Here is a 15,970-nt window from a genome sequence, read left to right on the forward strand (position 1 = left end):
TCGCTGCATCAGCAGCAGAGAAGTGAGATTATGTCGCAGCTTCTCGTCGTCGTCAACAGTTTTTTTCGCTCTTTTCGTTCGTCGCCGTAGCGACTCACAAGCTCCAAAACCACTAACCACCGGGCTTTTCAGCCCGTCGCTTTCAACCTCGTCGCTGCTTTCGCTGCGTCGCTGTCGTTGCGAGAGACGAGATATTAATGACCTTCTCGAAGACGCGCAAGCACTTTGTGAAACTATTTTGAAGACCGCGCATTTTCCTTCGATTCGACCACGCGACGTCACGTCTCTTCACTGCCTCGTCCCTATAGACAGAAGAACGCCACACCGACGCCATCGCCTTTGGGCACAATAGCGTCCATGAACACCGACCTTCCCAACGACGTCTCCGGGCACGCCCATCCGTTCGCCGCCCTGCTCCCCGACACCGTCATTACCGCTGTCGAGCAACTCGGGAGTTATAGCGACGGGCGTCTGCTCGCCCTCAATAGCTACGAGAATCGCGTCTATCAGATAGGGATGGAGGACGGTCCCCCGCTGATCGCCAAGTTTTACCGTCCTCAACGCTGGACGGACGACGCCATCCTCGAAGAGCACGCCTTCACACAGTCGCTCGCGCAAAACGAAATCCCAGTCGTCGCCCCCATGGAGATCGGTGGCCGGACCCTACATCACTTCGAGGGCTTCCGCTTCGCGCTATTCCCCCGTCGAGGCGGTCGTGCCCCAGAGCTTCAGGACCCCGACACCCTCAACTGGCTCGGCCGCTTCCTCGGACGCATCCACGCACATGGCGCGACGCAACCGTTCCGCCATCGCCTCACGCTGGATATCGATACCTACGGCCGCGCGCCCGTCGACTATCTGTGGACGAGCGGATTCATCCCATCCGATCTGCGTGACGCCTGGCGCAGCATCGTCGATCTGGCGCTCGACGGCATCGCTCGCGCCTACGAACGTGCGGGAGACGTCAAACGCCTGCGCGTGCACGGCGACTGTCATGGCGGCAACGTCTTGTGGACCGACGCCGGCCCGCACTTCGTCGACTTCGACGACACTTGTATGGCGCCCGCGATGCAAGACCTATGGATGCTGCTCTCCGGCACCCGCGCCGAGATGACCGTCCAGCTGGACGAAGTACTCTCCGGCTATGAAGACTTCGCCGACTTCAACCCGCGCGAGTTGCATCTGACGGAAGCCCTACGCACGCTGCGCCTATTGCACTACAGCGCCTGGCTCGCACGCCGTTGGGACGACCCGGCGTTCCCCGCCGCGTTCCCGTGGTTCAACACGCAGCGCTACTGGCAGGACCGCATTCTGGAGCTACGCGAGCAAGTGGCGTTGATGGACGAACCTCCGCTCACCTGGCGCTGACAGGCCGCTCACCTCGAACCCACTCACCACCATCGCCACATGGCGAACGCGAGCGCTGCCGCCACGCACCACTCGGCGGCGGACCCCGTCGTGACATAGAGCGGAGAGCGAAAGCGTGTCCGAAGCGGCCAGCATAGCGGCACGCCCGAGGGCGTCAGCCAATCGGCCAGCAGATGCGACAAGTAGCCGGCACAGAGCGCGAGCATCCACGCCGGGACATAGCCCCATCCATAGAGACAACCGACGATCGCGAGCGCCGGCATCAATAGCGAATGCGTCATGCCGCGATGGCCGAACAATCCGGAGATCGCCAGCGACAACGGCGCCACACGACGCCCCAACAGACTTTTCGGATGATCGATATCGGGCAGTAACGCGCCGACGAGCGTCAACGGCCATGCATGAACACTTGCGGCCCAACCGGTGCGATGCATCAGCCACGTGGCCCCGATACCGAATATGAGATGACTTCTGGCTTGCATGAAAGACTTGTCGACACGCGCAAACGGCTTCGCATCTGCGCAAAAAGGGGGCCGAAGTCTATCACCGCACATCGAACGAAGCTCACACAAAAAGCTCCGGCGTCACCACATCGGGCGTCGACACGCAATGCCGTCGTCACAGACCTCATCGCCACAGCGGCAAATACGACACTTTCCGCCGCCTTTCGTTGCGATTCGATTGACGGTGTCATATCCGGAATTTACGATCCGCTCGACCCATGAAATCCGGCCGGATTGTCGTCCGATCGCCGGCGCCCGCACCCAGGCGAATCCAAACCGACAAGAACAGGGCCCTCGCAGGAGTATTCGATGAAGAAGTTTCTGATTCTCGCCGCCGCAATCGCACCACTCAGTGCCCATGCCACGAATCCTCTCGTGACGGACGACACCGGCACGCAGGACACCGGCAACTGGCAGCTCGAACTCAATAGCGAATGGCTCACGCAGCCGACGTCGCGCCAGCAGCAGTGGACCAACACATTGACGTACGGCGTGCTGCCGACGCTCGACATCGCTATTCAGGCACCGTATCAACGCTCACGTCCCGATGGCGACGGCTGGACGAGCGGTTTCACGGATCTGCAACTGCAAGCCAAATGGCGCTTTCTCGAAGGTGAGCAGTGGAGCATCGGTATCAAGCCGTTCATCACGCTCCCGACCGCGAGTCAGGACCGTGGGCTCGGCAACGGGCGTGCCACGACGGGAGCGAACCTGCTCATGCAATACAACGTCGACCGATGGACGCTGCTCGCTAACGCCGGCTACACATGGAATAACAACAGCATCGGGAACCGTCAGAGCCTGTGGAACGTATCCACGGCCGTAATCTTCAGTGTGACGGATACCCTGCGACTCGTTGGCGACATCGGACTCGCCACGAACCCCGACAGCACGACACAGACGAAACCCGCCTACGCCCTGATCGGCACCATCTACAGCCCCACGAAGGATCTGGACCTCGACGTCGGCTACAAGCGCGGCCTGAATCCGGCATCGCTCTCCCATTCGGTTCAGGCTGGGGTCACGATTCGCTGGTGACGTCGGAGATCTCTATCTATATGAATAGACAGGACAATGACGGTGTACGCAACGCGTCGGACCACGCGCAGGACACCTAAAAAACGCACACGTCACGCATGAATTTCGGGAGCGCATTCAATTTAATGTCATAAATGCTTGACCAATGCGTGGAATACCCGTACTATTCATCTCCTCAGACGCGGGGTGGAGCAGTCTGGCAGCTCGTCGGGCTCATAACCCGAAGGTCACAGGTTCAAATCCTGTCCCCGCAACCAAATTTGATTCACTGTCGCTCAGCAAGTCGGGCGTACGAGTGAAAAGTGAAGATTGGCCGGCTACCAAGCCGGCCATTTTCATTTCCAGCCTCACATTCTCCTTCGGCAGCAAGTCAATCACGCTACCGACAGATTCCCTTCAGTCATCCTCTCGCCCATGTTTCGGCAGCGGGGCCTCAAATCCACTGATCGTTCTGCACCGTGCGCTCATTGGTTGCGCCGTCCCCGGTATTGAGCACCCCTCGTGGTTCGACCAGCAGCAGTTTCACTTCGCCTTGTGCGCAGGGCTTGTGCTCGATCCCTTTCGGAACGACAGCCATCTGTCCGGCACGCAACACGATCGAGCCATCGCCCGAAGGGCCGCCGCGAAAGTCGATCCTCAATTCGCCGTCCAGCACAACGAACGTCTCATCCGTGTCACTGTGCTGGTGCCAGACAAATTCGCCTTCTATCTTCACGACCTTGAACTGGTAATCGTTCATTTCCGCGACCACACGCGGCTGCCAGTGACCGTCGATCAATGCGATCTTGCCAGTCAGGTCAATCGCCTCGCATTGTCCGCGTGCGGTAGGTGCAGTGCCGGGATTCGGTGATGCAGACATCGTTCTCTCCGTTCGGTGTAGATGTCCTTCCGAGAATACGTAGTCGCTGGAGCGCTGTATTGAACGATCTTGGGGGAGTGTTTCAACCGCGACGCACGCTGGCCATGATCTGGAGCCAGCGTCCCGGCGTGACGCCGAAGGTCTTCAGAAAGTGACGTGTCATGTGGCTTTGATCGGCAAAGCCAGCGTCTGCTGCCGCGCTCGCGAGCGAAACGCCGCAGAGCATCATGCGTCGCACCGCATCGAGTCGGCGCATGGTGAGGTAGCGATACGGGCTCGTGCCGTAGAACGCCCGAAAATCGTGACAGAGACTCCAGCGGTCCCGGCCTGTGGCCACCTCCAACTCCGGGAGCGTGACCACGCGGGTGAAGTTCGCGCGCAGATAATCGCGCGCACGACAGGCGGCAAAATAATCCCCCTTTCCTCGCGCGCGCGGCGCACCCGCGACAGCGGCTAGCGCATGCGCCAGCTCGGCCAGCGCGTCATTCTGCTCAAGTGGTTCGACGGTATGGTCGACGTGCTGGAGCAAGACTTCCGTTGCGGCCGCGATACGGGGGTCGGTCGTCACCCCGCCTTCGAGAAACGGTAATCCACTGCCACCCAATACGTCCTGAAAAAGTGCGGGATCCACGTAAATCATGCGATAGCGGAAGCCCTCGTCGGTGCCTGCCTGGCCGTCATGCGCTTCGTCGGGATGCAACACGATCGTGTTACCCGGCATGCTGTCGCGCCGACTACGTCGATAGCTGAAGCTCTGCACCCCGGCAATCGTACGACCGATCGCGTACGTATCGTGGCGATGCATGGCATACGCTTTGCCATGAAACCAGGCCTCGATGCGCTCGACACCCTCTGTCGGCTGGGCACGAATGACCCAGTCCGGACGTTTGGATGCGGTGCTTCGGGCCATCGCAAGTCACCAAAAGAGTGAATGGGGTTCGCGTCGGCGTGACGCGCAACTTAGCGCCTGATTTTACAGACGAACGGCGAGGCCATCAGCCCTGCCCGACGCATCAGCCCGGTCACGACATCGCACAACGCATGAAGCCTCCAACATCATGCTAGAGTCGCCCCATCCCCCCGTCACCGCGAATCCTCATGCCGTCCTCCATCGAACGCACGCCCGTCGATTCGACGGCAGATCCCTACGACGCGCTCAGCACGACAATCGTCCCCGCGAGAACGGCGCTGCTCGTGATGCACTACCAGACCGACATTCTTGCGTTGTTCCCGACGGTCGCCCCGACACTGCTGGCCAACACGTGCACGCTGTGCGATGCCGCCCGCGATCAGGGTATCGATGTCTTCTTCGTCAAATTCCACTTCAGCCGCGGCTACCCGGAAGTCAGTCCGATGAACCGGAATGGGCAAGGCGTCAAACGGCTCGGGTTGTTTGTCGACGACGAGATCTGTCCCGAACTCGGACGGCGTCCGGATGAGCCGCGCATTCTTGCCCATCGTGCCAGCGCATTCTTCGGCACCGACTTGCAGACACAGCTTGCGGCGCGCGGCATCGATACGCTGATCATGGCGGGCATCGCGTCGACTGGCGTCATGCTCTCGACGATTGCCTACGCGAGCGACGCCGACTACCGTCTTTTCACCGTGAAAGACTGCTGTTTCGATCCGGACACCGTTGCACACGACCGCCTGTTCGCCACGGCCTTCGATTCCCGGTCCACGGTGCTTACGCTCGCAGACATGCTGCCGTTGCTTCGTCGAACCCGCGAAGAATAAGCGTCACGGCCCTGGCATCGGTGTCGCCTGCGTTGTCATGCGCGCGCCCTGTCTCACTCCCGCCATTGCTTTCGTCGTCTCCCCGACGCCTCAGCCTTTCGTCAGCCTTTCGTCAGCCTTTCGTGCGCGTGAACCGCTGCTCGGTGACCTTGCTGCCCCACTGATCCCCCTCGAACTCCTCCGTGAGACAGAAGCCATTCGACTCGTACAGATGGCGCGCCGCGTCCAGGCCTTTGAACGTCCACAGATAGGTCTCGCGAAAACGCGCATCGACGAAGGCCATGGCGTTCGACATCAGACGTCGCCCCACGCCCGTGCCGCGCAGCACGTCGTCGACGATGAACCAGCGCAGGTGAGCCACCCCCGTCTCGAGATTGCCGTCGATGGCGAGAGACGCCAGCGTTCGTCCGTTCTCGACGTAGAGCCACAGCGCTTTGCCGTCCGAGGGCAACGCGCCGGCAAACTCGGCCAGCCCTGTCGCCACCTTCTTCTCGAAGAACGCGCCGAAACCCCAATGCGCCGCGTAATAACGTGCGTGAAGACTCGCGATGTCACCGATGCACCCAGGCTGATAGCCCTGGGTGATCTGCGTGGCGATGTCGGCGTCCGCGTCGCGTTTGGCCGAGTTGTCCTGCGCGAGCGCGTCGGCATACAACGCGAGCGAGCGGACCAGCGCCGCCTGATCCGAGGGCACGATGCGTCGAAGCGCGCTCGACACCTGATCGGTCGCAAAGCGATCGATCTTGCTGCGCACTTTCTGCCCGGCGTCGGTCAGATAGAGCTCTGAGGCGCGTGCGTCGTCGCTTGCGGTCGCGCGTAGCACGAGCCCGCCGGCCTCCAGCTTCGCGACCTGACGACTCGTATTCGATTTGTCGAGACGCAGAATATTGCCGAGATCCTTGGCGCTGATCCCCGGCGTGGCGCCGATTTCGATGATGGCGTGCACGGCCGACGGTGCGAGGTCGCTATCGGCGAGCGTGTTGCGCATGAAGCCGAGTTCGCGAACCAGTCGACGGGAGAAGTCGCGAAGCTCAAGAATCTCCGCGTCGCGGGGTTTGCCGGGAAGATCGACGATATCCATGAGACGCCTCACTTAAGTTGAAAACACCGCAAAAGTTGCGATACGCAACCAATATAGTTGCACATCGCAACTTATGCAAGTCGGACATCTCAAGTTGCTGCGCGTATCACTTCGCGACGTACGCTCGCCCCGAATCCCACCGCGACTGCCAGTGTTCGACGTATTGCCGCGCCACGTCCGGCATACCGCGAATCACGACGACATTCTCCGAATTCTCCGTCTCCGCCGATTTGGCGAAGTTGAACGACCCCGTCTCCACCGTCGCCCCGTCCACGATGATCGTCTTGTCGTGATGGATGTGAAACCGGTCGTTAGTGCGGACTTCGACGCCCTGACGCGTCACCCAATCCATCGCATCCCGGCTCGTCTTCGCTTCGTTGCGTTTCTTGTCGACGACCACCCGCACGTCGACGCCACGACGCTTCATAACGGCAGACGGTCGATGACCGCACGAACCTCGGCCAGCACCGGCCCGACTTGCGCATCGGACATCGAACTGAGCCCCAGACGCAGCGCATGTGGTGCATGCCGTGTCGTGGCATAGGCCTGCGCCTTCGACACGGCGATGCCGCTCGCGGCAAGCGCCGAGGCCACCTGATCCATGCGCAAGCCTTCCGGCAGCGGCAGCCAGAGAAACAGCGACGACGGATGCGCAACAACGGCCATGCCACGCAGCACCTCACGCGCAATCGCTTGCCGCTGCCTCGCGCGCTCGCGCTGCCGTTGCTCCTGACGCTCGACCTCCCCACTCGCCAGCCACCGCGTCGCGATCGCCGTCACGATGCTCGGCAGGCTCCAGTAAGTCGCGCGAATCACTCGCTTGACGTCCACCGCATGCGCTTTCGGCGCGACGACATAGCCGAATCGCATCCCCGTCGCCACGCTCTTCGAGACGCTGGACACATGAAACGTGCGCTCCGGCGCGAGCGTCACGATGGGCGGCGGGGCATCGTCCACCAGATAGGCATACGTGGCGTCCTCGACGATCAGGCAATCGTGACGCCTCGCAATCTGGACCAGTGCTCGGCGCTGCGCCTCGCTCAATACCCAGCCGAGCGGATTGTGCAGCGTAGGCATCGTATAGATCGCGCGGATCGCATGCCGACGGCAAAGTGCGTCCAGCGCCGCCAGATCCGGGCCGCCATGACCACCGTTACCACCGTTACCACCATGACCGCCATTCGCCCCATTGAGATAAGACACGGGTTTCAACGCCAGTCCCCCGAGCGACGCCGTCATCCTGAATCCCGGATACGTCAGCGCATCGACAGCCACCGCATCGCCGGGCCGTAGCGCCGCCCGCACCACCACGTCGAGCCCTTGTTGCGCACCGCCGACGAGAAAAACCCGCTCGCTTTCCGCCTCGATGCCACGAACGTCGCGCAAATACGATGCGACGATCTCCCGCTCGTGCTGACGCCCGCCCGGCGGCTGTTGACGCATGAGCGCGCTGAGATCCCCCGCCGTCGCCAGTTCGCGCAGCGTCGCGCGCAACAGCTCGCTCTGCTCCGGCCAGGACGGATGGTTGAACGACAGATCCACCGCGCTCGAACTCAGCCGAGCCTCGTCGTCGACATCCCACTCACGCTGCATCGGTCGATCGCGCACGAACGTCCCTCGCCCGACCTCGCCGACGACCAGCCCCAGCTCACGCAGCTTCGCGTAGACCTTGGTGGCCGACGCGATGGCAATGCCGTACTGGAGAGCGAGTTTGCGATGCGTCGGCAACGCCATGCCCGGTGGCAGCACGCCACGGCGAATATCGTCGGACAAGCGCTCGACGAGCCGGGCAACGGGAGACGGGGAGGATGCGTCAGTCATCACTGTACGTAGGACAATTTCTTGATTGTCCGATTGTAGACGGCGACACTGCGTAGAGCCACCCCCAACCGAGACCGTCATGCCCTCCCTGCCCGCTCAGCCTTCCCCGCCTCGGGACCCCGCCGAATCCCTCCCGGTCCTGCACTACCTGCGACGTCAGCTCGACGGCACACTGCGCGGTGACGAGACGATCCACATGCGTTACCCGACAGCGATCTCGCAATTCCTCGGCTTTCGTATCGTGGAGATCGGTGAAGCGTCAGCCGTCATCGAGTTGCATGCCCGGGCCGAACTGCACGGCAATCAGCAAGGCACCGTGCACGGCGGCATGTTGTGCGAGCTGGCCGACGCCGCCATCGGCACCGCCCATTCCACCCTGATGGCCGACGGCGAGACGTTCACCACGATCGATCTCAAGGCCAGGTTTCTGCGCCCGGTCTGGGACGCCCGGCTCCTCGCCCACGCCTGGGCGACCCACCGGGGGCGCACCGTCTCGCACTATCAGTGCGACATCAAGCGCGACGACGGGAAGATCGTGGCGAGCATCGACAGCGCCGTAATGACACTGCGCGGCGACCACGCGAAGGGACGATAGAGGACAATCAGCGTCGCCCAATAAGCCAATGGCCCGCCGATCTTTCGACCGGCGGGCCATTGTCATGTCGACGCGCAAGCGTCAGAAGCCCCGGCAGTGACGACCACTGCCTCAGAACGGCGCGGAGAACGTCAGCCGCACCCCTTGCTGCAAGCCGCCCATGCCGGTCGTCACGCTGTAGTCCAGCCCGAAGACGAGCACACCGGTACGCAGTTTCGTCCCCGCCCCGACTTGCACGCGATCGCTGCCATACGGACTGCCCGGCACGAAGTACACCGGCCCGCTCGACGCGATATCGGCATAGGCCAGCCCGGCAAGGCTCTGACCGTTGAAATCGTGCTGCAACTCCACGCGAACATACGGTGAGAAGGTGCCGATGCGCGTCGCTTTCGCGAAGCCCGCGCGCACGCCGAGCGTGCCCGACAGCGTGTTGACGTTTTGCTTGAAGTACGTGAGCGCATTCAATCCCGCGCCCGATTCGCTGTACTGATCGAGCGTGGAGCGCGACGCCGTCAGACGGCCGTACGGAGAGAACAGCCAATCGTCGGTGCGGTATTCATAACCTGCCGACAACGAGCCGAAGAACTGCTGCCCGTTGCGCTTGCCGGTGGCGAAGTCGTTCGCATCGACGACCCAGCGGCGCGAGTCGAAACTGAGCGTGCCGTAGCCCGCGACGGCGTCGACGAACAACGTCGGCAACGGACGGAAGCTCGCATAGATCGCACCGCTGTAGCTGTCGCCCGTGCTTCGCGTGCCTGAACTGCCGATATCCGTGGCGTCATGACCGTAGCCCACGCCCGCGCCGAGCGAGAACTGGTCCGAGAAGCGATAGTCCGCCCCCATCGTCACGCCGCCGGTCGTGAACTTGAAACCCGAGCGCTGGGCCGCCGTGTTGGCGAAACCGAAGTCCACCGTGCCGGCCGTCCAGTAGGCAAAGCGCTGGTCGTCTCCCGCGCCCACGCCGGGCAGGTTCGGACCGTCGCCCGACTCGCCGGTCGCCACACCGCTCGCGCCCACGCTCTTGTCGCGCACGTCGAGACTCCTGGCCTTGCTCAGTGCCGTCGGGCTGACTTCGCCGCGCAGACAGGCGTCGCGATCGGTAATGCCTGCGATGTCCTGGCAACGCGACAGATCCCGGCTGCTGCCGCGATCCGAAGACGGCAGCACCACGTTCAGTCCATTGCTGGACGGCGCGCGCCCCTTGCCGTGCAGCGCTTCGAGACGCTGGTTGTAGTTGCCGATCTGCGTCGTGGCGAAGCGCCGCGCTGCTTCGACCTGCGCACCGATGAGGCCGGTGACGTCCGGGTCCGTGCTCGGGTCCTTACGCGGCGCGACGGTGACCTTCACCGTGCCCGGCGCGGATGTCGCATTGGCGTTCGAGATCGTGTACGTGATCACCGCCATGCCGGCGAACGCCGCAGCGGGCACGAAGCGCAAGGTGTACACGTTGCCCGTGGGCGCAGCGGCCGCGCGCGCCACGCCGGCCGCCGCAGGCGTGGCTGCGGCCGTCGAGATGATCGTGACGGTGCCCGCATTCGCCGGGGAAATCGATACGACGTTGGCCCCGGTGAATGGACCACCGGTCGCGCCGGTCGTGATGTCCAGATCGGCTGTCCCGTTCGCCGCCACCGAGGCTTCGAGCGAGGCCGCCGTGACCGGCACGGCCTTCACCGACACCGTCACGCTGATCGGCGCCGACGTGCCCACGGCGTTCGTCAGCGTGTACGTGAAGGTCACGTCGCCGTTGGTGTTCGCCGTCGGCGTGTAGATGATGTCCTCGCCCTCCACGACCGCCGTACCGCTTTGCGGCGGCGTGGCGATGGCAATGCGCGTGAACGGTGCGCCCACGGCATTGGCCGTCGCACGAATGCGCAACGGGGCGTTCGACAGCGTTTGTGTCTGCACCGCCGGGGCCGAAGCGACCTGACCGGTGATGTTGAACGCGAACATCTTCGCTACCGTGAGCGGCGTGCCGGGACCGGTGCTGGAATCCGTCGCAGTGACGGTGAAATTGCTGGCGCCGGTCGAGGTGGGCGTGCCGCTCAGAATCCCCGTGGCCGGATCGAGCGTCAGCCCTGCCGGCAACGTCCCGCTCGTGACGGTGTAGCGATACGGCGCCGTGCCCCCCGAGGCGGATAGCGTCTGCGTATAGGCTTGCCCGGCAACCGGCGTGGTCAGCGTCGACGGCGAGAGTGTCATCGGCGAGGCATTCACCGTCAGCGACAGCGATTTGTCGACGAAGTACGGCGCGCCAACCCCTGCCGTGCTGTCCGTCATGCGGACCATCACCGTGAACGTCCCCGTCTGCGTCGGTGTGCCGGAGATCGCGTTGCCCGTCACGCTCAGGCCGGCCGGCAATCCAGTCGCCGTGAAGGTGTAGGGCGTGACGCCGCCCGAGGCGGTGAGCGTCTGGGTGTAAGTCGTTCCGACGGCGGCATCGGTCAGCGCGGTCGTGGTGACCGCCAGCACCGGCGCCGTGACCTGAAGGGTCAGTACGACCTGCGCGGGGAACTGATTCGCATCCTTCGCTTGCAGCGTGAACGTGAAGCCGCCGACATTCTTCAGATCGCCCGTGATCGCCCCCGTCGCGGTGTTCAGCGTGACACCCGGCGGCAGACTCCCTCCGACGATCGAGTAGGTATAGGGGGCGGTCCCGCCCGATGCCGTGACCAACTGGTTATATGCCGTGCCGCTGGGCACCGCCGTCAGCGACGTGGTGCTGAACGCAATCGTCGGCGCGACCGTGGTGATCCGGATCGTGCCGCTCGTCGCCGAGTAAGGACCGCCGGGCGTCGTGTTATCGGTAGCCGTCACCGTGATGTCCTGTACATCGACGGAAGTCGGCGTGCCATGCAGGGTGCCGCTCGAATCGAGTGTCAGGCCCTGCGGCAGGTGTCCGGTGGTGATGGAATAGCTATACGGTGTCGAGCCGCCGCTGGCGACAGCAAGTGCCGTCGACGAATACGACGCGCCCACGCTCGCCTGCAACGTGGACGGCGGCGAGTACGTGATGGTCGGCGTTCCGACGGTGACAGACACCGTACCGGCGGTGGACGTGCCGCCGACGTTCGTCAGCGTGTACGTAAACGAGTCGGTGCCCGAGTACCCCGCCGTGGGCCGGTAGGTCAGCGAGGTGTTGCTGCTGACGGTTGCCTGTCCGTGCGACGGACCTGTGCCGACGCTCACCAGCGTCACGGCGCTCGCGCCGCTCGACAGGTCGACGTTGACGGGTACGGCAGCGCTGTTGAACGGCACCGACACCGAGACAGGCGCGGCCGTCGGCGCGGCGACATACGTGAACCGATCGCCAGCGCCCGTAGCGCTCGTTCCGCCCGGCGTGGTGACCGTCACATCCAGCACACCGGCCGCGCCAGCCGGCGAGATGGCGGTGAGTTGCGTCCCCGTACCGGGGCTGAACGAAATCGCGTTGGTCGCGCCAAACTTCACGCCCGACACGTTGGACAGGTTGGTGCCGTTGATGGTCACGGTCGTGCCCCCGGCCGTCGGGCCAGCGGTCGGCGAAATCGACGTCACGCTCGGCGCACCGACGTAGGTGAACTGGTCGGCAGCGCTCGTTGCGGTCGTGCCGCCCGGCGTCGTCACACGAATGTCGACCGTGCCCGTCCCTGCGGGCGCTTGCGCGGTCATCGACGTGCTGCTGGTCACATTGAACGTCGTGGCCGCTGTTCCCCCGAAAGTCACCGCCGTCGCGCCCGTGAAGCCTGTACCGTTAATCGTCACGGTCGTGCCGCCAGCCCCCGGACCACTTGTCGGCGAGATGGAGGTGATGGTGGGTGCCGCGATGTAGGTGAATACGTCGCCCGCCACGATTGGCGAGGTGCCGTTGGCGGTCGTCACACGGACATCGGCGGGGCCGGTCCCAGCGGGCGCCGTGGCATTGAGCGTGGTCGAGTTCACGAAGGTGACGCCCGTGGCGGCCGTGGAACCGAACGCCACCGTCGAGGCCGCCGTGAAATTCGCACCGGTGATCGTCACGCTGGTGCCGCCCGCTGCCGGACCGGTCGTGGGTGAAATCGACGAGACCGTCGGTCCGGGGATGTACGTGAACTGATCGGCCGCGCTCGTGGCACTGGTGCCGCCCGGCGACGTCACCGTGATATCCACGATCCCGGTCCCGCCGGGTGACGTCGTGGTAATCGAGCCGGGGCCGGTGACCGTGAACGCCACACTCGTCGCGCCGAACTTGACGTCCGTGACATCGCTCAGGTTCGTGCCGTTGATCGTCACGGCCGTACCGCCCGACGCCGACCCCGTGGGCGGGAGGATGCCGGTCACCGTCGGCGCGGCCACATATTTGTAGCTGGAGGGAAGCGTAACACTGCCGCCCCCCGTGCTCACCACGACATCGACACTGCCCGCAGCGTGCGCCGGCGCGTTGACGCTCGCCGACGTCGCACTGTTCACGACGAGGCCGGATGCCGACGTGCCGCCGAACGTCACGGTCATGCCCGAGGTGAATCCCGAGCCCGTCAATGCCACCGATGTCGAACCGCCAGTCGGCCCGGCAACCGGAGAGACGGCCGACAGCGTCGGCGTCGCGAGATAGGTATAGCGGTCGCCCGGCACGGTCGCGCTGGTCCCCGCAGCGGTCGTGACGGAAACGTCGACGGTGCCCGCTGCGCCTGCCGGAACGGTGGCCGTGAGCGAAGTGGTGCTGTTCACGACGACGCCCGTCGCCGGGGTACTGCCGAAGCTGACCGTGGTCGAACCGACCACGAAGTTGGTGCCCGTGATGGTGACCGTGTTGCCGCCGCCAAGCGGCCCCTCGTTCTGCGTCACCGATGCCACGGTAGGCGAATTGACATAGGTGTACTTCGCCGACGCGCTGACGGCGCTCGTGCCGCCGCCCGTCGTCACCAGAACGTCGACCATTCCCGCAGTTCCCGCCGGCGCGGTCACCGTGATCTGCGTCCCAGTGTTCCCGGTGATCGCCGCCGCATTGCCGCCGATGGTCACGCCAGTCGCCCCGCCGAGATCGGTGCCGTTGATCGTCACGCTATTGCCACCGCCCGTCGATCCTTGCGTTGGCGACACGGACGTCACGACGGGTGTCGGGAGATAGGTAAACGCGCCGGTCGCCGTTGACGAACCGCCGGAGGTGGTCAAGACGACATCAACGGCGCCGGCGGTGTGCGCCGGCGCCGTCACATTGATCTGCGTGGGGCTGACGACCGTCACCCCGGTAGCAGCCGTTCCGCCGAACGTCACCGTTGCGTTGTTGACGAAGTTGGTACCGGTGAGGGTTACCGAACCACCAGTGGCAGAAGGTCGAACGGAAGGCGAAATGCCTGAGATTGCCGGAATACCGCGCTCCCGGTTGATGACAAGCTCTCTGGAACTTCCATCGCTGCCATACAGCGTGAAAGTCCATTGCGTCTGCGTCGTCGTCGGGCTCGGCGTGAAAACCACGACGTCCTCGGGGACAGCGTTGGTATCGATCTTTAGCTTGGAACCGTCTCCGGTTGACGAAGGAATATCAGACGTCCCCTGACTCGCGTCCGAATAAATGCCGCCGTCATTGAAGTTCCCGTAAAACGGGTCGCAATTCTGGAACCCCGCCGTGGTTTGTGTCGACAGCGTGTAAGAACTTGCACCGGCTGGCCCCGCATTCCACGTGTAGCACACCGCAGCCATGGCTGACGACGCAAAGCCGAACAGCACCAGCGCGACCAGCGCGCGCAACCAATGGAACCCGACGGCACACAGACCTGAGCGCATATGAGAGACGCGCGAGGCCGCGCTGGGGGCATTCATACCTGGGAACATGACGAGAACGGGCAAAAGCGAGAACAGACCACCGACCGTGTCGCACGTCACGCGCGCAATCGCGGCGCATCAGCGACGTCGACGAAACGAACGAAAAGGAAAACTCAGGAAGTTTCCACGCGCATCTGGCGTGGCAGTGACCGTGGCGGGTCGATGAATGTCTGGCTACCCAACTGCCGCATCGTTGCGGAACTACCCCGTAAGCACTCGCGCTTCATGTCTATGGCCCCCGAACCCCAACCGAACGATCGGCCGGAACTCCATTGTTATTTTCACCACCTCAACCACCGAAATAGCCAGCAGCATTTGCCTACCATATTTTTCGGTATTTTTTATTAATGCTTTTTTGTACTAACCAACCAGCTTTGCTTTGTTGGCGAAGGTTAAAAGAACCATGAAATCTCCGTCAAGCAATGTTCTTCCCATCCTCTCTGCAATCAACCTTTATTAGGGTAATTCCTTATAAATATTGGCGCTCAAATCACCGACAACCATACTTCAAACGATCGTTTTATAAAATTTGAAAACCCGAAGGACTTCAAAATAAATTTGAAAGTTTGGTTTGAGATGGCACAATTCGCGCCAATAAGAAATCAAAGATCGTGGCGTCGCCACTTAACGAGGAAAGACCAGTGGAAGAAGCATATCTCGGGGAAATACGATTGTTCTCGTTCGCCATGTCTCCACGCGATTGGTTGCCGTGCGACGGGCGCTACATGAACGTTAATGTCAATCAGGCGCTGTATTCGTTGCTTGGCGTGCAATACGGAGGAGACGGCCGAACGACGTTCCGACTACCGGACTTGCGTGGGCGCGTCGCGATGCACCGGCAGCCCGGCAAATATGAACAAGGGGTTCCGAACGGTACGGAGACCGTCACTCTGACTGCGCAACAGATTCCGGCGCACACACATGAATTCCACACTGCCTCGATCGGCGCCACGCAACCGGTGGCGGGACCGGACAAGAACCGGGTGCTCGCCAAGAGCGTGAATGTGAAGGACGGCCAAACGACCGACGGTCCGTTGCTCTACGGTCCGGTCACGTCGAGCACGCTGTCGGCCGAATCCCCGGAAGCCTGCGGCACGACAAGCGACGCTCTGGGCCACAACAACATGCAGCCGTCGCTGGTCATGAACTACATGATCTGCGTCAACGGCATCTACCCCTCGCGCAGCTAG

12 protein-coding genes and 1 tRNA gene are annotated in these 15,970 nt (G+C 63.0%); 6 read left to right on the forward strand and 7 right to left on the reverse strand.

Translation table 11 applies throughout. From position 1 onward, the window contains the following. The first annotated feature begins 357 nt into the window (after positions 1 to 357). Entirely contained in the window at positions 358 to 1,368 is a 1,011-nt protein-coding gene (locus PCA20602_RS00005; RefSeq protein WP_150719446.1) for a serine/threonine protein kinase, read from the forward strand. Positions 1,369 to 1,391: 23 nt separating this feature from the next. Here the strand turns inward: PCA20602_RS00005 and PCA20602_RS00010 are convergent, their stop codons facing one another. Further along, positions 1,392 to 1,850 carry a metal-dependent hydrolase gene (locus PCA20602_RS00010; protein ID WP_150719447.1) on the reverse strand — a complete coding sequence of 153 codons (459 nt, stop codon included), beginning with the start codon at positions 1,848 to 1,850 and terminating at the stop codon, positions 1,392 to 1,394. Between the two features lie 330 nt (positions 1,851 to 2,180). Between PCA20602_RS00010 and PCA20602_RS00015 the strand changes: the two genes are divergently transcribed. Together PCA20602_RS00015 and PCA20602_RS00020 are read left to right on the forward strand one after the other, a co-directional pair. Beyond that, positions 2,181 to 2,909, forward strand: coding sequence for a transporter (locus PCA20602_RS00015; RefSeq protein ID WP_150719448.1), 729 nt, complete (start codon positions 2,181 to 2,183; stop codon positions 2,907 to 2,909). Positions 2,910 to 3,089: 180 nt separating this feature from the next. Continuing rightward, a tRNA-Met gene (locus PCA20602_RS00020) sits at positions 3,090 to 3,166 on the forward strand. Between the two features lie 176 nt (positions 3,167 to 3,342). On the opposite strand, the gene PCA20602_RS00025 is transcribed toward PCA20602_RS00020, so the two are convergent. Together PCA20602_RS00025 and PCA20602_RS00030 are read right to left on the reverse strand one after the other, a co-directional pair. Next, positions 3,343 to 3,768 carry a cupin domain-containing protein gene (locus PCA20602_RS00025; RefSeq protein ID WP_150719449.1) on the reverse strand — a complete coding sequence of 142 codons (426 nt, stop codon included), beginning with the start codon at positions 3,766 to 3,768 and terminating at the stop codon, positions 3,343 to 3,345. Positions 3,769 to 3,850: 82 nt separating this feature from the next. Further along, positions 3,851 to 4,678 (reverse strand): AraC family transcriptional regulator, encoded by an 828-nt coding sequence (locus PCA20602_RS00030; protein WP_150719450.1) that lies wholly within the window; start codon positions 4,676 to 4,678, stop codon positions 3,851 to 3,853. Positions 4,679 to 4,866: 188 nt separating this feature from the next. Between PCA20602_RS00030 and PCA20602_RS00035 the strand changes: the two genes are divergently transcribed. Further along, positions 4,867 to 5,505, forward strand: coding sequence for a cysteine hydrolase family protein (locus tag PCA20602_RS00035; protein ID WP_150719451.1), 639 nt, complete (start codon positions 4,867 to 4,869; stop codon positions 5,503 to 5,505). A gap of 112 nt (positions 5,506 to 5,617) precedes the next feature. Here the strand turns inward: PCA20602_RS00035 and PCA20602_RS00040 are convergent, their stop codons facing one another. The 3 genes from PCA20602_RS00040 to PCA20602_RS00050 all read right to left on the reverse strand — a co-directional run bounded on the left by PCA20602_RS00040 (position 5,618) and on the right by PCA20602_RS00050 (position 8,407). Then, complete coding sequence (locus PCA20602_RS00040; RefSeq protein WP_150719452.1) at positions 5,618 to 6,586, reverse strand: bifunctional helix-turn-helix transcriptional regulator/GNAT family N-acetyltransferase; 969 nt, start codon at positions 6,584 to 6,586, stop codon at positions 5,618 to 5,620. Positions 6,587 to 6,692: 106 nt separating this feature from the next. After that, the gene (locus PCA20602_RS00045) at positions 6,693 to 7,013 is read right to left on the reverse strand and encodes a phospholipase D-like domain-containing protein (protein ID WP_150719453.1); all 321 of its coding nucleotides are present in this window, start codon (positions 7,011 to 7,013) and stop codon (positions 6,693 to 6,695) included. Beyond that, complete coding sequence (locus tag PCA20602_RS00050; RefSeq protein WP_150719454.1) at positions 7,010 to 8,407, reverse strand: aminotransferase-like domain-containing protein; 1,398 nt, start codon at positions 8,405 to 8,407, stop codon at positions 7,010 to 7,012. Before PCA20602_RS00050 ends, PCA20602_RS00045 begins: the two co-directional genes overlap by 4 nt. A 79-nt stretch (positions 8,408 to 8,486) precedes the next feature. Here PCA20602_RS00050 and PCA20602_RS00055 point away from each other — a divergent pair, with 79 nt between their 5' ends. Beyond that, entirely contained in the window at positions 8,487 to 9,002 is a 516-nt protein-coding gene (locus PCA20602_RS00055) for a PaaI family thioesterase (protein WP_150719455.1), read from the forward strand. Positions 9,003 to 9,113: 111 nt separating this feature from the next. Here the strand turns inward: PCA20602_RS00055 and PCA20602_RS00060 are convergent, their stop codons facing one another. Beyond that, entirely contained in the window at positions 9,114 to 14,741 is a 5,628-nt protein-coding gene (locus tag PCA20602_RS00060) for an IPT/TIG domain-containing protein (RefSeq protein ID WP_174980666.1), read from the reverse strand. Positions 14,742 to 15,421: 680 nt separating this feature from the next. Here PCA20602_RS00060 and PCA20602_RS00065 point away from each other — a divergent pair. Continuing rightward, a complete protein-coding gene (locus PCA20602_RS00065; RefSeq protein ID WP_281354611.1) occupies positions 15,422 to 15,970 on the forward strand; it encodes a phage tail protein in 549 nt (182 codons plus the stop codon).

This window comes from Pandoraea capi, from assembly GCF_902459735.1.
In the GTDB taxonomy this organism is placed as follows: domain Bacteria; phylum Pseudomonadota; class Gammaproteobacteria; order Burkholderiales; family Burkholderiaceae; genus Pandoraea; species Pandoraea capi.